Genomic DNA, 24,723 nt, shown 5'->3' on the forward strand with positions numbered 1-24,723 from the left:
ATAAAGACAGCGTGAGGTGAGAGCATGCAACGAAACAACCCCGACAGTTTCGGAAGCCGAGCGATTCTGGCCGTTGGCCAATCCCACTACCACTACCACTCTTTGCCGAAGTTCGCCGAGTCGTTCCGCGCCGATATTTCACGGTTTCCCTACTCCATCAAAATTCTTCTGGAAAACCTTTTGCGCCGCGAGGACGGTGTCACGGTCAAACGCGACGATATCGTGGCGCTCGGTCACTGGCATCCCCGGACTCTCCCGGACCGTGAGATCCAGTTCATGCCGGCCCGGGTTCTGCTCCAGGATTTTACCGGCGTGCCGGCCATCGCCGATCTTGCCGCCATGCGCTCGGCCCTGAAGCGTCTGGGGGGCGATCCGGTTCGGATCAATCCCTTGCAGCCGGCTGACCTCATCATCGACCACTCGGTGCAGGTGGACCGCTACGGCACCAAATCGGCCGCGGCGGCAAATGCCGATTTCGAATTCCGGCGCAACCGTGAACGCTACCAGTTTCTCCGCTGGGGACAGGGGGCGTTCCGCAATTTTCGCGTGATCCCGCCCGATACCGGCATCTGCCATCAGGTCAACCTCGAATACCTTGCCCGGATTGCCATGGTGGCCGAACAGGATGGTGAGGACTGGGTCTATCCCGACACCCTTGTGGGCACCGACTCCCACACCACCATGGTCAACGGCCTCGGCGTCGTGGGGTGGGGCGTGGGGGGGATCGAGGCGGAAGCGGCGCTCCTGGGCCAGCCCTGCTCCATGCTGATCCCCCGGGTGGTGGGGTTCAGATTCCTGGGGAGGCTGCCTCCGGGGGCAACGGCCACGGATCTGGTCCTCACGGTCACCCAGATGCTTCGCAAAAAGGGGGTGGTGGGCGCGTTCGTGGAGTTCTTCGGTCCGGGGCTGGCCTCCCTCACGGTTGCCGACCGCGCCACCATCGGCAACATGGCCCCCGAATACGGGGCGACCATCGGAGTTTTTCCCGTGGACGGACAGACGCTCGGCTATATGCGTCTCACCGGCCGGTCCGCTCTGGTCCCCCTCGTCGAAACCTATTATCGCGCGCAGGGGCTGTGGTACGACGCCGACCAGCCGGAGCCGTGGTATTCGGACACCATCGAGCTGGATCTCGGCACCGTGGAGCCGTGCCTGGCCGGCCCCTCCCGCCCCCAGGACCGGATCCCCCTCAAAGAGGTGCGCGGCTCATTCCGGAAATCCCTGGCAGGGCTCATGCAGAACGAGACGGCCCGTATCGACCGCGGCATCCTGGACCGCTGGTTCGGCGATGGGGGGGCTCCCCGCTATGTGGCCCCGGAGCTTTCAATTTCCCCGCCGGACGAGAAGCTCGGTCCCCTGGAACGGTGCATACCGGTCAGGCAGCCCGACGGCGTGGCGTACAACCTCTGCCACGGCTCCATCGTCATCGCCGCCATCACCAGTTGCACCAACACCTCGAACCCGTCGGTCCTCATGGCCGCCGGGCTTCTGGCCAGAAACGCCGTGCAGCGGGGCCTCCAGGTCAAACCGTGGGTGAAGACCAGCTTCGCCCCGGGCTCCCGGGTCGTGACCGATTATCTCGCCTCCGCCGGGCTCACGGCATACCTGGAAGGGCTCCGCTTCCACCTCGTGGGCTATGGCTGTACCACCTGCATCGGCAACAGTGGGCCGCTCCCCGACCATATCGCTCAGGCCGTTGTGGGCGGCGGTCTTGCCGTAGCGGCGGTCCTGTCGGGAAACCGCAACTTCGAGGGGCGGATCAACAACTATGTCCGGACAAACTACCTTGCCTCGCCTCCCCTGGTGGTGGCCTACGCCCTGGCTGGCAACATCGCCATGGATCTTGCCCGCGATCCGGTCGGCATCGATCCGAACGGCCAGCCGGTCTACCTCAAGGATATCTGGCCCGCCGACGAGGAAGTCGCCGACCTGGTGCGCCGCCACGTCACGCCGGAGCACTTCAGCCGCGGCTACGCCGATATCCTGCGGGGCAACACGGCCTGGGAGGATCTCCCCGTTCCCGCCAGCGAGCTCTACCAATGGGAGGAAACGTCCACCTATCTCAAGGAACCCCCCTTTTTCGCCGATGTCACGGCCGTGCCGGCACCGGTCGACGATATCCGTGGCGCCCGGGTGCTGGCGCTTCTGGGAGACTCGGTCACCACCGACCACATCTCCCCGGCCGGCGCCATCGCCCCGGAGTCCCCGGCCGGCCGCTATCTCGTCTCCCTGGGAGTCAGGCCCGAGGACTTCAACTCCTACGGCTCCCGGCGCGGCAACCATGAAGTAATGGTCCGGGGGACCTTCGCCAACATTCGGATCCGCAACCTGTTGGTGCCGGGGGTCGAGGGGGGCGTGACGAAATACTTCCCAAAAGGGAAGGACAAGGGAGAGACGATGCCCATCTATGACGCGGCCATGGGCTACCGGCAGGACGGCATTCCCCTCATCGTCGTGGCCGGCACCGAGTACGGCACCGGCTCGTCCCGGGACTGGGCCGCCAAGGGGACCAGACTCATGGGGGTTCGCGCGGTGATTGCGCAAAGCTTTGAGCGGATCCATCGCTCCAACCTCATCGGCATGGGGGTTCTGCCGCTCCAGTTCATGGCGGGAGAAAGCCGCGAGACCCACGGCCTCACCGGAGAGGAAACCTATGATATCGAGGGGCTCGCCTCCCTGATTCCCGGCGGGACGCTTCGGGTCACGGCCCGGAGCGCCGGCGGCAGCGTCAGGGAATTTTCAGTGCTGGTCCGCATCGACACCCCCAACGAACTCGATTATTACCGTCATGGCGGGATTCTGCCCTATGTGCTGCGCCAGACATTAGCCTGAAGGTTCAAGAGGGTTTTGGAAAAGCTGGACGGACATCATTCACATCATTCAACTCGGCTGTAGTGCCGGCCAGCATACTCATTTCCCACTACCCGATAATCCTTCTCCGGAGATCAGACGATGATGGCAATAACCTTCAGGACATGGGTGCGAGCAGAATTAGAGACCGTCTGGGCCGTTGTTTTGGACAGTGTTGAGAACCCGCAGAGGTACATGTCAGATGTGGAAGCGATCAGGGTATTGGAACGGCATCAGGGTGGAATTACCAAGGAACTCAAGATACGTGGCATGGAGTCCGCGCCCGGGTGCTTTGATTTTTTCGTGTTCGAAAGGGGAACGCTAAAGGAGATCAAAAGCACGGAAAATGACAACGTGTGCGCCTCCGGAGTGTTCGACTCCTTTGTGTTTGAAAGCTCGATTACCAGGGAGGTCACGGTGCGGGGCGTGCCTTACCGGGAAAGGATTCGGATAAGCAATAAGGAGAGGAAAATTCACCGCGAACTGATCGACCATCCCACCTGTTCCGGAAAGCTAATCGTAAAAGCGGTTCCCAGTTCCGTGCAAAACCCCATGGCTCCTGTTGATCTGCAATTCTTTCTTGAGCTGGAATCCATGAAAGGGGCGAAAGAGGAAAAAGAAGAGATGACCGCAGAAATCAAGAAAGAGCAACAGCGGCTTAAGGAGAAGGCCGAGGAACTGGAAGCAAGTGCTGTGAGGAGAGAAGGCCGATCTCTTAACTAAGCCGGATGGGGAGGAACCCGACATGCAGTTCGCCGCGAAACTCGCCGAAGTCCCCCTCTGGGGGAAAAACTCGTCACCGTCAACGGGGAAGAGGTGGTGCTGATCAACGACAAGGGGAAGATCTACGCCTGCGAGAACTACTGCCCCCACCAGGGGAGCCCCATGCTGGGAGGCGTCGTCAAGGACGGGGTCATTGCCTGTCCGCGGCACGGCTGGCACTATGATCTGGCGGACGGGGGATGCAAGGATTTCCCCGACTATACCCTCAAGACCTACCGAGTCGAGGTGGTGGGCGACGACATCATGATCTATACGTGAGGGAGAGCAGGGGAGCGAGATGAAAACGGTGATTATCGGCGGGGTGGCCGCCGGCCTGTCGGCCGCCAGCCAGATCAAGCGCGCGGATCGGGATGCAGAGGTGCTTGTCCTGGAAAAGTCCGGCGACGTTTCCTATGCCGCCTGCGGCATGCCCTATAACCTCTTCTACCGGGATAATCCGGTGGAGGATCTGTATGCGCTGACCCTCGACGAGATCCGCGGGGGGCGCGGCATCGATTACCGGCTCCGCCACGAAGCGGTTGCCATTGATCCGGCGCGCCAGGAGGTGACAGTCATCGACCGACAGTCGGAGCGCGAGTACCGGGAAACCTACGATTTTCTGGTCTACGCCACCGGCAACCGCCCAATTCCCCTTGAGCTTCCGGGGTTTGACGACCCCGCGGTCTGTTACTTCAAGACCCTCGACGATACCCGGCAGGTGAAGAGTCTCATTTTCGAGAGGGCGCCGTCCCGCTCGCTCCTGGTGGGCGCTGGGTACACCAACCTGGAAGTGGCCGACGTCCTGTACAACATGAAGGTACGGCCGGTCATTGTCGAAAAGGCCCCGACGATCCTTCCCGCCTTTGCCCCGGAGATCCGGGAAAAGGTGCTGGAGAAGATCGCGGAAAAGGGGATCGGGTTTTACCCCGGCGTGGATGTACTGGAGAAGCGCGGCAACGTGGTCCGGACCACCGCCGGCGACTTCGGGGCGGACCTGGTTGTCGTCTCCATCGGGGTGAGGCCCAACACGTCCCTTTTCAGCGCCGCAGGAGGGGAGCTTGGTGTGGCCGGGGCGGTGAAGGTCGACCGGTATCTCCGGACAAGCCTCCCCAATGTCTTTGCGGGGGGGGACTGCGCCGAGCATTACGTCCGGCAGCTCGGCAGAAACGGCTACATGCCCCTCGGACCGGTGGCCAACAAGCAGGGGCGCCTTATCGGCAGTAACATCGTCAACAATCGTGCCATGAAGATGTTTCACGGCATCGACCAGACGGCGGCTTTCAAGTTCTTCGACCTGACGGTGGCCACCACCGGTCTCAGCGAGCGACAGTTGGAGGAACGGGGCGCGGATTACGTGAAAGTTTTCGTGGATACCCCCACCCGGGGGTCGTTTACGGGGGGCGGAACCATGCGGGTGCTGCTGGCCGAAAAGGGGAGCGGGCTCCTTCTCGGTGGCCAGATGGTGGGGCAGGACGTGGTGGCCAAGCGGCTCGACGTCCTCGCCACCGCCATCTACAAACAGATGACGGTGTTCGAGTTGGCCGAGCTTGACCTGAGCTATGCGCCTCCCTACGCGCCGGTGTGGGACCCGCTCCTGGTGGCGGCAAACCAAGCGGTGAAGGCCGTGTGATTGGTGGCTGTTCGTACTGCCCGCCAAGGAAAGGATCGCCGCCATGGAAATCCCGATAGTGTCCAAATCCTTCGCCCCGTGGGAATGCCCCGGGAGGTGCGCCGTGAGCGAATTCGCCATGACGCGAAGAATGCTCGTTGCCATGGTGATCGTGCTGCTGGTTTCCGCCATGCATCCCCGCCAGGGGGCTGCCGGAGAGGGAACAGAGGGGGACGGAAAGGCCCTTTTTCAGGCGAAATGCTCTCCCTGCCACACCATCGGCGGTGGCAGGCTGGTGGGTCCGGACCTCAAGGGGGTGACGGCCCGGCGGGACCGGGGATGGCTCGAACGGTTCATTTCCGCGCCGGACAAGGTGCTGGCAAGCGGGGATCCGGTTGCCGCCAAGCTGTTCCAGGAGTCCAACAAGGTACCGATGCCGAACCTGGGGCTCGACCAGGATCAGGTCAATGTCCTCCTCGACTATCTTTCGGCCCCGGAAGGAATATCTCCATCCAAGTCCACCCCCCCTGCCTCACCCGTTCAGGAGGAGGGAGATCCTTCAAAGGGTGAGAAACTCTTTACCGGCGTGCTCCCCTTCGCACAAGGTGGCACCCCCTGTATCGCCTGTCACCAGGTGGCCGGCATTCCTCCTCTGGGGGGCGGCGCCCTCGGCCCCGACCTGACCGCGATTGCCGCGACGTTCGGTGATGCGGCGCTCTCCTCTGCCCTTGCAACGCTCCCCTTTCCGACCATGAAACCGATCTTCGGCGACCATCCCCTTACCCGCGGGGAGCAGGGGGATTTGCTGGCCTTTTTCAGAAAAGCGGCACCGCGACAGCCGGTGACAGCAACAACGCGTATCGCCCTGTGGGCGGGGGGAGGATTCCTGGGGCTCCTGCTCCTGACCGGTGCCATGGGGCGCCGAAGGCTCAGGAGTGTCCGCAGTGCCCTGGTGGATGAGGCGAATCAGGGGGGGAGGTGAGGTAAGATGGGATGGATCAAGGAGTTGACGGATCCGAAGGCGCGGCGATGGGAGGAATTCTACCGTAACCGCTGGCAGCACGACCGGGTCGTGCGGAGCACCCATGGCGTCAACTGTACCGGGGGGTGCTCGTGGCAGGTCTACGTGAAGGAGGGGATCGTTGTCTGGGAGATGCAGGCGACCGACTACCCGATCCTCGATGGGAACCTACCCCAGTACGAACCGCGCGGCTGTCAGCGGGGGATATCCTTCTCCTGGTACATCTACAGTCCGCTCAGGATCAAGTACCCGTACATCCGCGGGGCGCTGCTTGATCTCTGGCGCACTGCGCGGCAGAAACACGCCGATCCGCTGGCCGCCTGGGAAGCGGTTGTGTCTGACGAAGCCGGACGCCGCAGTTACCAGGAGGCGCGGGGGAAGGGTGGTTTCCGCCGCATCGGCTGGGAGGAGGCGCTGGAGATCGCTGTCGCCGCCAATCTTTCCACCGTCAAACGCTATGGTTCGGACCGGGTGGTTGGTTTCTCGCCCATTCCAGCCATGTCCATGTGCAGCTATGCGGCCGGCACCCGTTACCTCTCCCTGCTGGGCGGTGTGATCCTCAGCTTTTACGACTGGTACGCCGACCTCCCCCCCGCTTCGTCCGAAACCTGGGGAGAGAAGACCGACGTGGCCGAAAGTGCCGACTGGTACAACAGCAAGCTGATCGTGGTGATGGGAACCAACCTCAACATGACCCGCACCCCTGATGTCCATTTCGTCGCCGAAGCCCGCGCCAACGGGAGCCGCCTGGTGGTGCTGTCCCCTGATTTCAGCCAGGCTTCCCGGTACGCGGACTGGTGGCTGCCGGTTACCGCCGGGCACGACGGGGCCTTCTGGATGGCGGTGAACCACGTTATTTTGCAGGAATTTCACGTCAATCGCCAAATCCCTTATTTCACCGACTATCTGCGCCGCTACGCGGATGCACCCTTCCTGGTGGTGCTGGAAAAAAGCGGAGATGGCCTCAGTTTCACCCCTGGTCGTTTTGTCCGCGCAGCCAGCTTCAGCCGTTACTGCGAGGTGGAAAACGGGGAGTGGAAGTTCCTGGTGTTCGACGAAAAGAGCGGTGAACCGCGAATGCCGCGCGGCAGCGTCGGATTCCGCTGGCAGGATCAACCAGGGGAATGGAACTTGGAGATGAAGGACGGTCAGGACGGTGCTGAGATCGTACCACTACTCTCCCTGCTTGAGCACCGGGACGATGTGCTGCCGGTTACGTTCCCCAATTATGCCGGTGACACGATTCCCGGGCGCGGGGTGCCGGTCAGGTATATTGAGACAAAACAAGGGAAGGTGGCGATTGCCACGGTTTTCGATCTCCTCATGGCGCACTGTGGCGTTGGCCGTGGTCTGGATGGCGGCTATCCGTCCGGTTACGACGATGAGGAGGTGCCCTACACACCAGCCTGGCAGGAGCGTTACACCGGGGTTGGGCGGGATACGGTGGTACGTTTCGCCCGGGAGTGGGCCGAGACAGCCATGCGAACCGGCGGGAAATGCACCATCATCGTAGGCTCGGGCGCCAATCACTGGTACCACAGCAATCTCACCTACCGGGCCGGCATCACGGCCCTGATCCTGTGCGGTTGTGTCGGGGTGAACGGCGGCGGCCTCAACCACTACACTGGCCAGGAAAAGGTTCATCCCGAAGCAGCCTGGTCAACCCTTGCCTTTGCCCATGACTGGGGCGCCAAACCCCGGCTCCAGAATACCCCTTCGTTCCATTACGTCCACTCGGACCAGTGGTGCTACGACCAGGGGACGATGAAACAAGAGGTCGGAGGAGACGATGGCCCTGTCGGGAAACACCCTATGGAACTCCAGTCTGACGCGGTGAAGAAGGGATGGCTCCCGTTCAACCCCCAATTCAACCGCAGTCCGGCCGGTCTGGTAACCGAGGCGGAACAGTCCGGTGCGAACAGTGATGAGGAGATTATCGCCTGGGTGACCCGGGAACTGGAAGAAAAGCGCCTCAGCTTCGCCGTCGATGATCCGGACGCGCCGGAAAACTGGCCGCGGGTCTGGCTCATCTGGAGGGGAAACGCCCTTCTTGCAAGCGCCAAGGGTCACGAGTATTTCCTCAAACATTATCTCGGCACTCACCACAACTCCGTTGCCGAAGAGACGTCCGGCGCTACTCTTGACGGGATTGATCGCCATGGTCCCGCTCCACGGGGAAAACTCGATCTGGTAGTGGACATCAACTTTCGCATGGACACCTCGGCCCTCTACTCCGACCTGATTCTCCCCGCTGCCACCTGGTATGAGAAGGACGACCTGAATACCACCGACCTCCACTCCTTCATCCACCCCCTTTCGGCGGCAGTCCCCCCCTGCTGGGAAGCGCGTAGCGATTGGGACATCTTCAAGGCCCTGGCCGAAAAGACCTCCGAGCTGGCCCGCACCCATTTTTCAGTACCCTTTCGTGAGGTTGTCGCAGCACCCCTGCTGCATGACACCCCGGACGAGATCGCTCAAGGAGAAGTAAAAGCGTGGTACCGGGGTGAGTGCCAGGCGATCCCTGGAATTACCATGCCACGGCTCACAGTTGTAGAGCGCGATTACGCGAACCTCTATGAACGTTTCGTCTCTCTCGGATCTCAGCTGCGAGAAGGGATGGCGGATAAGGGTATTCATTGGCCGGTCGCAGACCTTTACGACGAACTCCTCTCGGGTGCGCCGGTGCGGGAGTGGCATGGCGAAACATTCCCGTCTCTGGAAAACGTGGTCGACGCCGCCAACACCATCCTCCACTTCGCCCCGGAAACGAACGGCGAAGCTGCCTGGCGCGCGTTTCAGGCCCTGGAGCGAAAGGTCGGTCTCCCCCTTACCGAGCTGGCTGACGACACCCGGGCCACCCGCCACTCATTCAGCGACCTGATGCAACAGCCGCGCCGGGTCCTTACCTCACCCTTCTGGTCGGGGATCACGAACAACGGGCGACCGTATGCCGCCTTCACTCAGAACATCGAAAGGCTCATACCCTGGCGAACCCTCACCGGGCGGCAGCATTTCTACATAGATCACCAATGGTACCTTGCCTTCGGCGAGCAACTACCCACTTTCAAGGGGAAGATCGGCCCCCGCGACTTCGACGGCCTGAGAAAGAGCGGCCCGGCCGCTAAATCCCTGCTGCTGAATTACCTCACCCCCCACGGCAAGTGGCACATGCACACCACCTATTACGACAACCATCGGATGCTTACCCTGTCCCGGGGCATGGAGCCATTCTGGTTGAACGAACAGGACGCCGCAGAGATTGAGGTGACTGATAATGATTGGGTGGAGGTCTATAACGACCATGGGGTGGTAGTGACCCGGGCAGCGGTCAGCGCCAGGATACCGCGGGGCATCGGCATGTATTATCACGCCCCGGAGCGGACCATCGGCGTCCCCAAATCCGCTTTGCGGGACAACCGGCGGGCCGGCGGCCATAACAGCCTGACCTGCACCCGGTTGAAACCGCTCCTTATGGCCGGCGGCTATGCCCAGATCTGTTATGCCTTCAACGCCTGGGGGCCGACGGGAAGCGATCGCGACACCTACGTGTACATCCACAAGACGGCGGGGAAACCCCGCTACTGAGGAGAACTTTTATGAAGGTACGCGCCCAGACCGCCATGGTCTTCCATCTCGATAAATGCATCGGCTGCCATACCTGCAGCATCGCCTGCAAGAATATCTGGACCGACCGCAGCGGCAGCGAATACATGTGGTGGAACAACGTGGAGACCAAACCGGGCACCGGTTATCCGACCCTCTGGGAAGATCAGTCGAAATACAGTGGCGGCTGGGAGAAACGGGGCAACAAACTCCGCTTGCGGCTTCACAGTCGTGCGAAAGGACTGGCCAACATCTTTCACAACCCTCGTCTTCCCAGTATCGATGACTATTACGAGCCCTGGAATTACCGTTACGGAGATCTGACCAACGCCCCTGCCGGTAACGACCAGCCTGTGGCGCGGCCGGTTTCCATGGTCACCGGCAGGGAGATGGAGATCGAGGCGGGACCCAACTGGGATGACGACCTGGGAGGCTCGGGGATTTACGCCACGAACGACTTCAACCTGGCCGCATTGACCGCGGAGGAGCGGCAACAACTCTTTATCCTGGAACGTCTGGTATTTTTTCATCTCCCTCGCATCTGCAACCATTGCCTTAACCCGGGCTGCGTGGCTGCCTGTCCGACCGGGGCCATCTACAAACGGGGAGAGGATGGGATCGTGCTCGTGAGCCAGGAAAAGTGCCGGGCCTGGCGGATGTGTGTCTCCGGCTGCCCCTACAAGAAGGTTTACTACAACTGGGGCACAGGGAAATCAGAGAAGTGCATCCTCTGTTATCCCCGCCAGGAAACAGGTCAGGCACCGGCCTGTTTCCACTCCTGTGTCGGCCGGATCCGCTATCTGGGAACCCTTCTCTATGATGCGGATCGAATCGGCGAGATGGCTGCCAGGCCCGATCATGAGCTTGTTGATGTCCAACGGGAGTTGATCCTCGATCCGTTTGATCCGGCAGTATGCGCAAAAGCGCGGGAGGACGGGGTCCACGAGGCCATCATCGAAGCGGCAAGGAAATCGCCGGTCTACCGGTTCGTCAAGGAATGGCAGCTGGCGCTGCCGCTCCATCCCGAGTTTCGCACAATCCCCATGCTGTTCTATGTGCCTCCGCTCCTGCCGGTGGCGGCTACCATGGAGAACGGTTGGTATGAGCTCGGTGGCGCTCCGTTTGGCGACCCGGTGGCGGGACGACTCCCCATCCGGTATTTTGCTTCACTGTTTGCCGCCGGCAACGAAAATTCGGTCACAACCGTATACCGAAAGCTCCTCGCGGTGCGACTCCATCGGCGCCAGGAGACCGTGGGCGACATAATGGCGGAGACGATAAAACGGGCCTTGGACGAAGCGGAATCCACCCCGCAAGAGATGGAGGCGATCTATCGCCTGACCTCGCTCTCCGGTTTCGCGGAGCGGCATGTTGTCCCTCCCTTTCAGCGGGAGATGGCCATCGAGACGGTGCTCGATCCGCTGAAACGGAAAGAGGAAACGGGGTTCGGTTTCAGCCGTCCGCCGAAACGGAGCTGGTGAAGGTAATTGCCAAAGAGGGTGAGGGGAAAAGCCCATGAAGGAATATCGCCTGTTTGCCGACATACTCGACTATCCGATGCCGTCCCTGGCCGAGCGGATCGATGAGCTTTTATCGCTTGTCGCCGCTGTCGATGATGCGGCCGGGCAGTTACTGGCTCGATTCAGAGAGTTCGCCGCGGAGACCACGACGGCGAAGATGGAAGAGGTTTACTCCGCCACCTTTGACCTGCAGCCGCTCTGTTACCCGTATGTGGGATACCAGATGTTCGGGGAAGAATACCGTCGCGGCATGTTCATGGCCCGGCTCCGGGAACACTACCGTTCTTGCGGGTTCGCCGCCGGTAGCGATCTGCCGGACCACCTCTGCGTCATCCTCCGATTTCTCTCCGGCCGGGAAGTGGGGGAGGTTGAGCATGAGCTTGTCACGGAATGCCTGGTCCCGGCCCTGAAGAAAATGGAAGCGGGCTTTGCCGAGACGACAAATCCTTATCGAGGGTTACTCCAGGCCCTTATCCTCTTGTTCAGGGAAAGAAGCGGGTCTGATGCTGCAAGAAAATAACGATGCCAGCACAAAGGGGAGTGTTCTTGACGCATCCATTCGCAACCGCTACGCCATGACGGCTATAACTTAGAACTTGAATTCACCTCTTTGTAAGGAGAAATAGTCATGACCCAATTCCAAATAGCAGTTATCGTCGGCAGCCTGCGTCGCGATTCGATCAATCGCAAGTTGGCTAGTGCCCTCGCAAAAATAGCGCCATCGGAATTCTTTTTCAAGCAGTTGGAAATCGGCGATTTACCTCTCTACAACCAGGATGACGATCCAAATCCACCCGCACCAGCGAAGCGGTTGAAAGGAGAAATAATGGCCGCCTCTGGCCTTCTCTTTGTCACGCCTGAATACAACCGCTCAATCCCCGGCGTGCTCAAGAATGCCATTGACCACGCTTCGCGCCCTTGGGTTCAAAATGCTTGGGCTGGCAAGCCGGCAGGGGTATTGGGCGCATCAGACGGCGCCAACGGCACGGCCTTGGCCCAACAGCATTTGCGTAACATTCTCGCCCACGTAGACGCACCGACACTTTGTCAACCAGAAGCATTCATCCAGATAGAGGACGGATTTTTTGATGAGGCCGGCAACATCTCAAGCGAAAGAACTAGGGAATTCCTGAAAGCTTGGATGGACCGCTATATCGCGTGGGTGAAGCTGCACGCTGCTCCTTTTTAACAAAAGCCGAGTCTGAAGTTGCGAGGAGGAATAGCTGTGGTTGATACTTTTTTATATATCGTTTTCCCGTATGTCGCCCTAGTTCTGGCGGTGACTGGCGGTATCTACCGCTATTTCGGCGACCGCTTCTCCTTTTCCAGTCTTTCCTCGCAATTTTTAGAGCATCGGATGCTCTTCTGGGGAGTTGTTCCTTGGCACTACGGGATCGTGTCGATATTACTCGCTCATCTCTTGGCTAGTATAGTTCCTGGTTGGTGGAGCTCTCTCCTTAGCGGGCCGAACAGACTTGCCACCTTGGAGCTGATCGGGATGTCACTGGGGCTGTTGACCCTGACCGGCCTCATCATTTTGGTCTTCCGGCGGCTGGTAAATGCAAAGGCCCGAGCGGTCACCTCAATCATGGACTGGCTCCTGCTCGGGCCCCTTTTTCTGCAAGTGGCACTGGGCGTGTACATTGCTTTCAGTTATCGATGGGGTTCCCTCTGGTATCTCCATACCGCTGTCCCCTGGCTTCGCTCGCTGGCTCTCCTTAACGCCGATTCCGCGACGGTTGTCCATCTGCCGCTGGCGGTGAAGTTCCACTTTGTCAACGGTTTCATCTTAATCCTCCTCTTTCCGTTCACAAGGCTTGTGCATATTTTCACGTTTCCTGTTCGCTATTTGTGGCGCCCTTGGCAGGTGGTGATTTGGAACCGGCAATCTTGCCAGGCACGTCTCGAAAAGAGTTCTGGCAAGGCATGAAATGGGTTCCATTACATTTACCCTGAATCCGCTCCCCCCCTTTCGCCTCGACCTGACTGTCTGGGTTTTACGCCGCCGCCCCGACAATCTTCTCGACCGCTGGGACGGAAGCACATATAAACGAGTCCTTGTGTTGCGTAACGTCGCCACTCTTGCCGCTGTCCGGCAAAGCGGCAGCACCGTTTCACCCCAGCTCCACGTCACACTTTCCGCCTCTCCTCTGACGGCAGAAATGACAAGGGAGGCAACGGCGACATTGGAACTGATGCTCGGTTTGCAGAGCGACCTGAGCGGCTTTTATAAGCTGGCCGCTCATGACGCGAAGCTTGGCGCACTGGCCGAGCGTTTTCAGGGGGTAAAACCGCCGCGCTTCCCGACCATCTTCGAAGGTTTTGTCAATGCTATTGCCTGCCAGCAGTTGACACTCACCTTTGGCATCCAGCTCATCAATCGGCTGGTCGGCGCCTTTGGCCTGCCCTTGACCTCGAAAGAAGGCGCGCCGCATGGCTTCCCGCGCCCGGAGGACGTGGCAGGGCTGGAGCCGGAGGCGTTTCGTGCCCTCGGCTTCAGCCGTCGCAAGGGGGAAACCATGATCGGGCTGGCTCGTACGATGCTGGACGGTGGCCTTCGCGTGGAGGAATTGGAAGCGCTTGATGATGTGTCGGCACTTCGTTCCCTCTGCGCACTGAAAGGCATTGGTCGCTGGTCGGCGGAATATCTCCTGTTGCGTACGCTGGGACGGACAAATGTGTTTCCGGGAGACGACGTGGGAGGACAAAGGAATCTGCAGCGCTGGCTACAGCTTCCGGATCCGCTCGACTATGATGGAATTTGGCAGCACTTGATCCGCTGGCAGCCGTATGGAGGGTTAATCTATTTTCAACTGCTTTTGGACCGGCTAAACGAAGCTGGACAATTATCCTGACGGGGTGTTTTCACAATCCGCTTTCGATGAAGCCTTGCGAAACGATGCGGGCGCATGCATCACCGCTGTAGCATTTACACAAAGAGAACGGGAGAAAGCCCATGATCCAGATCAAGCGAGTTTACGAGCCACCCGATATCGGAGATGGTAAGCGATTCCTTGTGGAACGGCTGTGGCCGCGAGGGATTAAAAAAGTAGACCTACTATTGGATGGCTGGCTGAAAGATGCAGCCCCCAGCGATGCTTTACGTCATTGGTTCGGACATGACCCGGACAAATGGGAAGAATTCAGATGCCGTTACGTAGCAGAACTGGAAAAAAACAGCAGTAGCTGGAAGCCGATTCTGGACGCGACTCTGTATGGAACCGTTACTCTTATTTATAGTGCCCATGACCAAGCGCACAACAACGCCCTGGCACTCAAGAATTTTCTGGATGAACAGATGATGGAAAGGAGTGAACGCAACTCTTGACCGTTCTTGGCAGTTTCTGCCAACTTTTTTGCTGATATCAAAGATCATAAACAATGCCAGGGAAACTTCGACTAAGCATTTTTGTGCGTTAAAATTATATTCAAAAGTCGTTGCACATGATTATTCGCCCGTTTCCCGAGAACGGCAACCCACGCCATCCCTAGTTGTGCAGAGAAAGGAGTAATACCGTGAAGCAAGAACGCTTGGCCGCGCCTCCATCGTCCGAACTGGACGAGCTCTGCATCAATACCATCCGGTTTTTGGCAGTGGATGCAATTCAAAAAGCCAACAGCGGCCATCCGGGGTTGCCGATGGGTGCCGCCCCCATGGCCTACGTCCTCTGGACCCGCTTTTTGCGGCACAACCCCGCCACTCCTGATTGGTTCGACCGCGACCGCTTTGTCCTCTCGGCCGGTCATGGCTCCATGCTCCTCTATGCCCTTCTCCACCTCACCGGCTATGATCTCCCACTCGCGGAAATCAAAAAGTTCCGCCAGTGGGGAAGCAAGACCCCTGGCCACCCCGAGCGGGGAGCAACACCGGGAGTAGAGACGACCACTGGACCGCTTGGTCAGGGATTCAGCAATGCCGTCGGGATGGCAATCGCCGAGGCCTGGCTTTCTGCCCGTTACAACCGGCCAGAGCACTCGGTGATTGACCACTTCACCTATTGTCTCGTCGGTGACGGTGACCTGATGGAAGGGGTCACCGCTGAAGCCGCCTCCCTGGCTGGCCACCTGCGTCTCGGCAAGCTTATCTGCCTGTACGACGATAATCGGATCACCTTGTCCGCTGCAACGGATCTCTCGTTCACCGAGGACCGCGCTGCCCGCTTTGCAGCGTATGGCTGGCACGTGCAGACGGTCAATGATGGCAACGACCTGATAGCCATCCAAGCTGCACTGGAAGCAACACGGACCGAGACGTATCGCCCCTCTCTCATTCTTATCCGGACTCATATCGGCTACGGCTCTCCCCATAAACAGGATACCTTCGAGGCGCACGGCTCACCCCTGGGTGTCGAAGAAGTGCGGCTTACCAAGGAGCATCTCGGCTGGCCTGTTGAGCCTGCGTTCCATATTCCGGATGAAGCACTCCGCCACTTCCGCCTGGCCATCGAGCGTGGTCAGCAAGAGGAGACAGAGTGGAGTGGACGTTTCACCAACTATGAGAGGGCATTTCCGGAACTCGCTGAGGAGCTTCGCCAGGTGATAGCTGGAGAGCTATCCGTCGGATGGGATACTCTGATACCTGTGTTTGCCGCTGACCCGAAGGGGATCGCTACCCGTGTCGCTGCGGGCAAGGTGCTGAACGCCATTGCCGCACAGGTTCCACAGCTCATCGGAGGATCGGCAGATTTGGACCCATCCACGCATACCGCCCTGACCGGGCTGGGGGACTTCCAGAGCCCAACCGTTCACACCGACGATCACCAGGGTGCAACCGGAGGAGCATGGGACTACAGCGGTCGCAACCTCCACTTCGGCGTCCGTGAACATTGCATGGGGGCAATCGTGAACGGTATGGCCGTCCACGGTGGTACCATCCCGTTTGGCGCCACCTTCCTCACCTTTTCCGACTATATGCGTCCCGCACTGCGCCTCGCTGCACTGATGGGACTCCACGTAATCCACGTCTTTACCCACGACAGCATCGCTCTCGGTGAGGACGGTCCCACCCACCAACCGGTGGAACAACTGGCGGCGCTCCGGGCGATCCCGAACCTGGTCGTCATCCGCCCCGGAGACGCCAATGAGGCGGCCGTCGCCTGGCAGGTGGCCCTGGAGATGAACAATCGACCGGTGGCGCTGATACTCTCCCGACAAAACCTTCCCACTCTGGACCGGGCCATCTTTGCCCCGGCAGAGGGTCTACAGCGCGGTGGCTATGTTCTCGCCGACGTTACCGGAGGTCACCCCGATCTCATCATCATTGCCACCGGCTCAGAGCTGGCGCTGGCTCTGGCGGCCAGGGAAAAACTTGACGATCATAACATCCGCACCAGGGTCGTCTCCCTGCCGAGCTGGGAGCTGTTCGACGAACAGCCCCAGGAATATCGCGACGAGGTACTCCCCCCACACTGTGGCAAGCGCATAGCTATAGAGGCAGGTTCTCCTCAGGGGTGGCACCGCTATTTGGGGATACAGGGCGAGGTCATCGGGGTGGACCGGTTCGGCGCCTCGGCCCCCGGTGAAATTGTGCTGCGTGAGTACGGGTTTACTGTGGGGAACGTCTGTGAATGTGTCCTGAAACTGCTGGAGTGGGGAAAGGATTGACAGCCATGCGGATCGGCATTGCCGCCGACCATGGCGGCTTCACCATGAAGGAAAGTTATAACAGCCGCCCTCAGGGAGGCGGGATATGAAGTAATGGACTTCGGGGCCAAGGAACTTTCCCCGGGAGATGATTACCCGGATTTCGTCATCCCCCTGGCAAAAGCCGTGGCAGAACATAAGCTTGATCGGGGCATTGCTCTCTGTTCAAGCGGAGTGGGCGCTTCCATTGCTGCCAACAAAGTTTCCGGCGTGCGGGCAGCAAGCACGGAGAAAGCAGTAATGGGGATCTTACCTGTTTACTACCCAGACCGACTGATTTTGATAAATGAACCGTGAAGGGGGATGAAGTCATGACCTTAACTATAAACCCGCTCACGCAACAGCCATCCTGGCACGCACTGGACGCCCACTATCGGGACATCAACGCTGTTCACCTCAGACAGCTCTTTGCTGACGACCCTCAACGTGGAACTCGTTTCGCAGTCGAAGCGGAGGGTATCTATTTTGACTATTCAAAAAACCGGATCACTGAGGAGACAATACGGCTGCTTCTGGGGTTGGCAGAGTCATCCGGACTTTGCGAACGAATCGATGCCATGTTCCATGGTGACAAGATCAACATTACGGAAGGCCGCGCCGTGCTCCATGTGGCACTGCGCGCAACCCGTAATCAGTCTTTCATGGTCGACGGGAAAAACGTGACCCCTGTAGTGCATGAGGTCCTCGATAAAATGACCCGATTCTCTCATGGAGTAACTAGCGGCCAGTGGAAAGGGTACAGCGGCAAACCGATTCGCAACATCATAAACATCGGCATTGGCGGCTCCGACCTGGGACCGGTCATGGCCTTTGAAGCCTTGCGTCATTATAGCCGGCGTGACATGACCTTCAGATTTATCTCAAATGTGGACGGCACTGACTTTGCCGAGGCGACCCGTGATCTTTGTGCCGATGAAACCTTGTTCATCATTTCTTCAAAGACCTTCACCACACAGGAAACGATGACCAATGCCCATTCAGCGCGTCAATGGGTAGTGCAGACACTCAAAGACGAGGTCGCTGTCGCACGACATTTCGTAGCCGTATCGACCAACGCTGGAGAGGTTGCGAGATTCGGCATCGACACGGCTAACATGTTCGGCTTCTGGGACTGGGTCGGCGGTCGCTACTCGATGGATTCGGCAATAGGTCTGTCAACCATGCTCGCCATCGGTCCTGAAAATTTCCAGTCTTTGCTTGGCGGTTTTCGGGCGATGGACGAGCATTTCCGCACCGCGCCATTTGCCAGAAACCTTCCGGTGCTGATGGGGCTGCTTTCTGTCTGGTACACCAACTTCTTTGGCGCCCAGACCATGGCGGTCCTTCCCTATGACCAGTATCTCAAACGTTTCCCGGCATATCTTCAACAACTGACAATGGAGAGTAACGGCAAGCATGTCACCGTTAACGGCACAACTGTCGATTACCAGACAAGCCCTATAATCTGGGGTGAGCCGGGCACCAACGGCCAGCACTCCTTTTATCAGCTCATTCATCAGGGGACCAAGCTCATCCCCTGTGACTTCATCGGTTTTTGCAGATCACTCAATCCGCTCGGACCGCATCATGACCTGTTGATGGCAAACCTGTTCGCACAGACCGAAGCTTTGGCGTTCGGCAAGACGGTTGAAGAGGTGAGGACGGAAGGAACACCTGACTGGTTGGCGCCACACCGCGCGTTCGAAGGGAATCGACCGACGAATACCATTCTGGTTGAGCAGTTGACGCCGGAAACTCTCGGCAAACTGGTGGCGCTCTACGAACACAGCGTTTTTACTCAGGGAACGATCTGGCAGATCGACTCGTTTGATCAGTGGGGAGTTGAGCTGGGCAAAGTGCTGGCGAAGAGAATCCAGCCTGAGCTGAGTCGGGGCAAAGAGCCGCAGCTGCAGCATGACAGTTCGACCAATGAGCTGATCCAGCGCTACAGAATTGCCGCCGGACCAGGTAAAATGGAGGAATTATCATGAAAGAGAATCCGCTTCTGAAACTCGAATCGTACGGGCAGAGTATCTGGCTCGATTTTATCCGCCGCGGCATGCTTTCCTCCGGAGAGATGGCACGCATGATCGAAGAGGACGGACTCGGCGGTGTAACCTCCAACCCGGCCATCTTCGAAAAGGCCATTGCCGAAACCGGCGACTACGATGACGCCATCCGGACATTGGCCCGCGCCGGCAAAAGCGTCGCGGAAATTTACGATGAGCTTGTTGTGGAAGATATCAGGCTGACCGCTGACCTCTTTCGACCGTTCTACGACCGGACGGAAGGCAAGGACGGTTTCATCAGCCTGGAGGTTTCACCGCATCTGGCCCATGACACCGTCGGCACTCTTACGGAAGCCCGCCGGCTTTGGCAGAGAGTCAACCGGCCGAACGTAATGATCAAGGTTCCCGGCACATTGGAGGGACTTCCCGCCATTAGTCAGCTGATAGGTGAGGGAATCAACGTTAACGTGACGCTTCTTTTCAGCCTTCCTCGCTACCGGGCCGTTTCCGAAGCATACATCGACGGGTTGGAAGAAGCTGTTGCCCAAAAACGGCCGCTGAAGTCAGTGGCGTCTGTGGCCAGTTTCTTCCTGAGCCGCATAGATGTGTTGATCGATGCTCTCCTGGAAAAGAAGGTTGCTGAAAGAGGCCCGGTCGCCGACCTGGCCGGTTCGCTTCGTGGCGAGGTGGCCATTGCCAGCGCCAGGATGGCATACCAGATCTGGAAAGAAATCTTCTCCGGTGAGAGGTTCCAAAGGCTCGCGGCCAGTGGTGCCCATCCTCAGCGGGTCTTGTGGGCGAGCACCAGCACCAAGAACCCCGCCTACAGTGACGTAAAGTACGTGGAAGCGCTGATCGGTCCGCAAACGGTGAATACTCTCCCGTTGGAAACCCTCAGCGCCTACCGGGATCACGGGAACCCGGCATCACGTCTGAAAGAGGGGACAGCAGAGGCTCGTCACTGTTTGCAACGCTTAGCCAAGGCGGGAATCGATCTTGATGCGGTGACCGAGCAGCTGGAAAATGAAGGGGTGGAAAAATTCGTCAAACCATTTGACAGCCTGATGAAGGCGCTGGAGCAGAAGCGTCGCGCTGCGCAGGAATGATCATCTTCACGCCTCGGTTGGAGCCGGAATCATGACTACAGAGATCACAACCATTGGGGGCTATCGCTCTAACGGATTGTGAAAGGACGCCAGCGGGAAAGGAGCTTGATCATGACCAGTGTTGCCTCGGATGCGTTTGTTTTCTTCGGTGCTACTGGCGACCTTGCCCATAAGCAGATATTCCCGGCGTTGCATGCACTGGTCAGGCGCGGCCATCTGGACGTCCCCATCATCTGCGTTGCGCGATCCGGGTGGGATCTGGAAAAACTCAGGGAGCGGATCAGGGATAGCCTGGAAAAGCACGGCGGCTTGAATGAGGAGACGTTTTCGAAGCTCTGCTCTCTGATTCAGTACATTGATGGTGACTATCGTGAACCGTCGACCTACGAGCGGCTCTGCCAGATGCTGGGGAGCTCCGCGCGCCCTCTGTACTACCTGGCAATCCCTCCCAGCATGTTTGCTACTGTCACCCAGGGTCTGGCCGGTGCTGTTTGCACCCGGGCTGCGCGGGTCGTCGTCGAGAAGCCGTTCGGGCGCGATCTGGCCTCGGCCCGGGAGTTGAACGCAATCCTCGAAACCGCCTTTACCCAGGAGGCAATTTTTCGTATCGACCACTTTCTCGGCAAGGAACCGGTGCAGAACATCTATTACACACGCTTTGCGAACTCCATTTTTGAGCCGCTCTGGAACCGGGATCACATCGCCTGTGTGCAGATCACCCTGGCCGAAAATTTCGGGGTGCAGGGGCGGGGCAGTTTCTACGACGAGGTCGGTGCAATCCGTGACGTCTTGCAGAATCACCTGCTGGAGGTCGTTGCCTACCTGGCCATGGACCCATCAACCGGTGATGACCCCGAGGCGATCCGCGAAGAGAGCAGACGGCTGCTCAGGGCGATCAAACCGCTTGATCCTTTGCACATAGTACGAGGCCAGTTCCACGGTTATCGCCAGGAAGCGGGAGTAGCTCCCGACTCGCACGTGGAAACATTTGTTGCGGTGCAGCTCTTTATAGACACCTGGCGCTGGGCAGGGGTGCCTTTTTATGTCCGGGCCGGCAAAGGACTCCCGGTGACGTCCACAACGGTTACCGTAGAATTCAAACGACCGCCCCGGGAGACCTTCGGTGAGATCGTGCCGGCGTTCTCTAACCACCTGCGTTTCCGTCTCAGCCCTGATGTCTCGATTGGGCTGGGAATCCGGGTCAAGATTCCGGGAGAAAGAAGGGTGGGCGAAGACATTGAACTCATCATGGCCCAAAACGAAGGCGATGCGATGGCCCCCTATGAACGACTCCTCGGTGATGCCATTCGTGGAGACGCATCGCTCTTTGCGTTGGAAGGCACGGTCGAGGAGCAGTGGCGGATCATTGATCCGGTCCTCGGGGACATGTCGCCGCTCTACTTTTATGAGCAGAATAGTTGGGGACCGGCTGAAGCAGACCAGGTCATAGCCGATCATGGGGCGTGGTACAACCCGAAGGTGTAATATAAATAGCCGTCCAGGACGGAGACTGAACATGGTTGCCGTGTACACTGATGTCGAAGCCTTGAGTAAGGCCGCTGCCGAACTCTTTGCACAGGAGTCGCTCCGGGCTGTCTCATCACGCGGCCGGTTCGTGGTGCTCCTCTCAGGCGGAGAGACACCCCGGCGCACCTATCAACTCCTGGCTGCCGCACCGTTCAAGGATCAAGTGCCGTGGCCTTCTGTCCACGTCTTCTGGGGAGACGAACGGTATGTCTCTGCTGGCGACCCGCGCAGCAATGCACGGATGGTACAGCAGGAGCTGGTCGATCATGTCCTTGTCCCTGCAGCTCAGGTCCATCCCATCCCATACGGCAGCTCCCCCCGCGAATCCGCTGTTGTTGATGAAAGGAACCTTTGGGTTTCGGAGGTCTACGTTAAAGAGGAGGATCTCTACCGGGTGACTCTTACGGCGCCAATCATCAATCAGGGTGCTCTGGTCGTCTTCCTTGTGGCAGGTGCAGCCAAGGCCCAAATCCTGTTCAAGGTGCTGAATGGGGCGCGCGACCAACGCAAAATTCCCGCCCAACTCATAAAGCCGCTGAACGGTGAGTTATTATGGTTGGTCGATCGGGAGGCTGCTCGCCTGATCAGGCCTGATACGGCAGTAAATTTGCCCAAGGGATTGGGAACGGAGTCTCACGAGAGGTGACCGTATATGGATACAACAAATCGTTACGCACCCGGCTGGCCCGGCATCCCGGCCCGCTGGACCTCCAGCGCCAAGTCGGGCGTGGGCACTGCCCTGGGCAATAAAAGCCATATCTGGTTCACCTTGAGCCATGGAATTTTCAACGAGATTTATTATCCGCGGATCGATCAGGCCTGTGTGCGCGATATGGGATTGATAATCACTGACGGAACGGACTTTTTCTCCGAGGAAAAACGTGATACCAGCACCGAGGTCACCTGGATGGCCGAGGGTGTGCCGGCCTTCAATCTGGTCAACACGTGCCGTCATGGTCGCTACCGTATCGAGAAGCGGATTTTGGCCGACCCCCAACGGGACGCCGTGTTGCAACAAACCCGCTTCTTCGCTCAAGAAGGGCGGTTCTCTGATTATCGACTCCATGTGCTGCTCGCGCCGCACTTGGGCAATCACGGTGCCGATAATTCCGCCTGGATTGGCGAATATAAAGGCCTTCCCCTGTTATTCGCCGAACGGGACGGGAATGCCTTGGCACTGGCATGTTCTGTACCCTGGCTCAAGCGTTCAGTGGGCTTTGTTGGTTTCTCGGACGGCTGGCAGGATTTACTCGCACACAAACAGATGACATGGGACTACACGCGGGCAGAGAACGGTAATGTCGCCCTGACGGCTGAGATTGACTTGCAAGCGGGTCAGGGAGAATTCCTGCTGGCCCTGGGTTTTGGACGTAACGCCGCCGAAGCGGGGAACCGTGCCTGCGCCGCGCTCCAGGACGGCTTCGACACCGCACGGACTGAGTATGTCGGCGAGTGGAAGAGGTGGCAGGATCGACTGTTGCATCTGGACAGGCTCCAGCCAGATGACCGGCAGAACTTTTACCGGGTCAGCACAGCCGTCGTGCGCTCACATGAGGCCTTCAATTTCCCTGGCGGGATCATTGCCAGCCTTTCGATTCCATGGGGATTCAGTAAAGGAGACAATGATTTGGGCGGTTATCACCTGACATGGCCCCGCGACCTGGTGGAGTCGGCCGGTGGTCTCCTGGCAGTGGGGGCAGGTGAGGATGTCCGGCGCGTGCTCTGCTATCTGCAGACAACTCAGGAAGCAGACGGACACTGGGCCCAGAACATGTGGCTGGACGGTTCGCCCTACTGGAACGGGGTCCAGATGGACGAAACGGCCCTGCCAATTCTCCTCGTTGACCTGGCTCGGCGCGAAAAGGCGTTGACCGCGGACGATGTGGCCCGCTTCTGGCCGATGGTGAGACAAGCCGCGGCTTACCTGGTCCGCAACGGACCGGTCAGTCCGCAGGACCGCTGGGAGGAAGATCCCGGATATTCGCCGTTTACGGTTGCATCCGAAATCGCGGCACTCCTGGCGGCGGCGGACCTGGCCGATCTGCACCATGAACCGTCAATTGCAACCTATCTGCGCGAGACTGCCGACGTATGGAACGCATCCATCGATCGCTGGATGTACGTGACCGGTACCGACTGGTGTCGTGAGTTCAAGGTCACGGGGTATTATGTCCGGATCGCTCCGGTCGTGACAGATGAGGGAGTGTCCCGTTTCCAGAAGAGTGTTTGCGTAAAGAACCTGGCCCCAGGGCAGGCCGAAAGACTCGCCAGTCATCTGGTGAGCCCCGATGTTCTGGCGTTGGTCCGTTTTGGCCTGCGCGAAGCAGATGACCAACGCATTCTCAACACGGTTAGGCTGGTTGACGCACTGCTCAAGGTGGAGACGCCACAGGGACCGGTCTGGCGACGTTACAATGGTGACGGCTATGGTGAACATGAGGATGGTGAGCCTTTTGACGGCACCGGGATCGGCCGGGCGTGGCCACTTTTGACCGGGGAACGGGCCCATTTTGAACTGGCGGCAGGCCGGGTCAAGGAAGCCCAGCATCTTCAAACAACGATGGAATCCTTTGCCGGAGCGCAAGGGCTGCTTCCCGAGCAGATCTGGGATGCGCCTGATATGCCGGAGCGGGAACTATATTTAGGTCGGCCATCAGGATCAGCCATGCCCCTCGTATGGGCACACGCAGAATACTTAAAACTGCTGCGATCACTGCACGACGGAAGGGTTTTCGACATGCCTCCGCAAACCGTGCAGCGTTACCTGATGGACAAAAACGAGTCGGCGTGCCTGGTTTGGCGCTTCAATCACAAGATTCGTTTTATACCTGTTGGCAAGACACTGCGCATAGAGACTCTGGCGCGTGCGGTAATTCATTGGAGTGTTGATGAGTGGATCACGGTACTCGATTCGAACACGTGCGATTCCGGGCTGGCAATCCATTTCGTAGACCTAGCGACCGAATCGCTACCGGAAGGTAGACAGGTGAAGTTTACGCTCTACTGGCCGGAAGCGGGCCGTTGGGAAGGTGCTGACTTCGTTGTCAGTGTTGATTCCAGGCAACAGGTTTGTTGATCGCAATGCAGGATAACG

Annotated in this window: 19 protein-coding genes; all 19 read left to right on the top strand. The window is 58.9% G+C overall.

Features of this window, described 5'->3' with window-relative positions:
• Window positions 1-24 precede the first annotated feature (24 nt).
• The 19 genes from acnA to KJB29_RS04075 all read left to right on the top strand — a co-directional run bounded on the left by acnA (window position 25) and on the right by KJB29_RS04075 (window position 24,705).
• Entirely contained in the window at window positions 25-2,832 is a 2,808-nt protein-coding gene (acnA, locus tag KJB29_RS03985) for an aconitate hydratase AcnA (RefSeq protein ID WP_215733489.1), read from the top strand.
• A 120-nt stretch (window positions 2,833-2,952) separates the two neighbouring features.
• A complete protein-coding gene (locus KJB29_RS03990) occupies window positions 2,953-3,573 on the top strand; it encodes a hypothetical protein (protein WP_215733490.1) in 621 nt (206 codons plus the stop codon).
• Window positions 3,574-3,669: 96 nt separating this feature from the next.
• Complete coding sequence (locus KJB29_RS03995; protein WP_425514105.1) at window positions 3,670-3,891, top strand: Rieske (2Fe-2S) protein; 222 nt, start codon at window positions 3,670-3,672, stop codon at window positions 3,889-3,891.
• A gap of 19 nt (window positions 3,892-3,910) precedes the next feature.
• Entirely contained in the window at window positions 3,911-5,242 is a 1,332-nt protein-coding gene (locus KJB29_RS04000; protein WP_215733491.1) for an FAD-dependent oxidoreductase, read from the top strand.
• A 103-nt stretch (window positions 5,243-5,345) separates the two neighbouring features.
• Window positions 5,346-6,203 carry a c-type cytochrome gene (locus tag KJB29_RS04005; protein ID WP_343213536.1) on the top strand — a complete coding sequence of 286 codons (858 nt, stop codon included), beginning with the start codon at window positions 5,346-5,348 and terminating at the stop codon, window positions 6,201-6,203.
• Window positions 6,204-6,209: 6 nt separating this feature from the next.
• The gene (locus tag KJB29_RS04010) at window positions 6,210-9,827 is read left to right on the top strand and encodes a nitrate reductase subunit alpha (protein ID WP_215733492.1); all 3,618 of its coding nucleotides are present in this window, start codon (window positions 6,210-6,212) and stop codon (window positions 9,825-9,827) included.
• A gap of 11 nt (window positions 9,828-9,838) precedes the next feature.
• Window positions 9,839-11,326, top strand: coding sequence for a nitrate reductase subunit beta (gene narH / locus KJB29_RS04015; RefSeq protein WP_215733493.1), 1,488 nt, complete (start codon window positions 9,839-9,841; stop codon window positions 11,324-11,326).
• Window positions 11,327-11,360: 34 nt separating this feature from the next.
• A complete protein-coding gene (gene narJ / locus KJB29_RS04020; protein ID WP_215733494.1) occupies window positions 11,361-11,885 on the top strand; it encodes a nitrate reductase molybdenum cofactor assembly chaperone in 525 nt (174 codons plus the stop codon).
• A 108-nt stretch (window positions 11,886-11,993) separates the two neighbouring features.
• Entirely contained in the window at window positions 11,994-12,554 is a 561-nt protein-coding gene (locus KJB29_RS04025; protein WP_215733495.1) for an NADPH-dependent FMN reductase, read from the top strand.
• 36 nt (window positions 12,555-12,590) lie between these two features.
• Window positions 12,591-13,295: a respiratory nitrate reductase subunit gamma gene (gene narI, locus KJB29_RS04030; protein WP_215733496.1), complete on the top strand. Its 705-nt coding sequence runs from the start codon at window positions 12,591-12,593 to the stop codon at window positions 13,293-13,295.
• A 1-nt stretch (window position 13,296) separates the two neighbouring features.
• The gene (locus KJB29_RS04035) at window positions 13,297-14,220 is read left to right on the top strand and encodes a DNA-3-methyladenine glycosylase family protein (RefSeq protein ID WP_215733497.1); all 924 of its coding nucleotides are present in this window, start codon (window positions 13,297-13,299) and stop codon (window positions 14,218-14,220) included.
• Between the two features lie 101 nt (window positions 14,221-14,321).
• Window positions 14,322-14,693 (top strand): DUF488 domain-containing protein, encoded by a 372-nt coding sequence (locus tag KJB29_RS04040; RefSeq protein ID WP_215733498.1) that lies wholly within the window; start codon window positions 14,322-14,324, stop codon window positions 14,691-14,693.
• A 188-nt stretch (window positions 14,694-14,881) separates the two neighbouring features.
• Entirely contained in the window at window positions 14,882-16,969 is a 2,088-nt protein-coding gene (gene tkt / locus KJB29_RS04045) for a transketolase (protein WP_343213537.1), read from the top strand.
• Window positions 16,970-17,062: 93 nt separating this feature from the next.
• Entirely contained in the window at window positions 17,063-17,305 is a 243-nt protein-coding gene (locus KJB29_RS04050) for an RpiB/LacA/LacB family sugar-phosphate isomerase (RefSeq protein WP_246560337.1), read from the top strand.
• A 14-nt stretch (window positions 17,306-17,319) separates the two neighbouring features.
• The gene (gene pgi / locus KJB29_RS04055; protein WP_215733499.1) at window positions 17,320-18,978 is read left to right on the top strand and encodes a glucose-6-phosphate isomerase; all 1,659 of its coding nucleotides are present in this window, start codon (window positions 17,320-17,322) and stop codon (window positions 18,976-18,978) included.
• Entirely contained in the window at window positions 18,975-20,102 is a 1,128-nt protein-coding gene (gene tal / locus KJB29_RS04060) for a transaldolase (RefSeq protein ID WP_215733500.1), read from the top strand. Before pgi ends, tal begins: the two co-directional genes overlap by 4 nt.
• A gap of 111 nt (window positions 20,103-20,213) precedes the next feature.
• Window positions 20,214-21,587, top strand: a complete 1,374-nt coding sequence (zwf, locus tag KJB29_RS04065; protein ID WP_215733501.1) for a glucose-6-phosphate dehydrogenase — start codon at window positions 20,214-20,216, stop codon at window positions 21,585-21,587.
• A gap of 31 nt (window positions 21,588-21,618) precedes the next feature.
• A complete protein-coding gene (locus tag KJB29_RS04070; RefSeq protein WP_215733502.1) occupies window positions 21,619-22,275 on the top strand; it encodes a 6-phosphogluconolactonase in 657 nt (218 codons plus the stop codon).
• Between the two features lie 6 nt (window positions 22,276-22,281).
• Window positions 22,282-24,705: a glucan 1,4-alpha-glucosidase gene (locus tag KJB29_RS04075; RefSeq protein WP_215733503.1), complete on the top strand. Its 2,424-nt coding sequence runs from the start codon at window positions 22,282-22,284 to the stop codon at window positions 24,703-24,705.
• Window positions 24,706-24,723: the final 18 nt, after the last annotated feature.

It is taken from the genome of Geobacter grbiciae (assembly GCF_018531165.1).
In the GTDB taxonomy this organism is placed as follows: Bacteria; Desulfobacterota; Desulfuromonadia; order Geobacterales; family Geobacteraceae; genus Geobacter; species Geobacter metallireducens.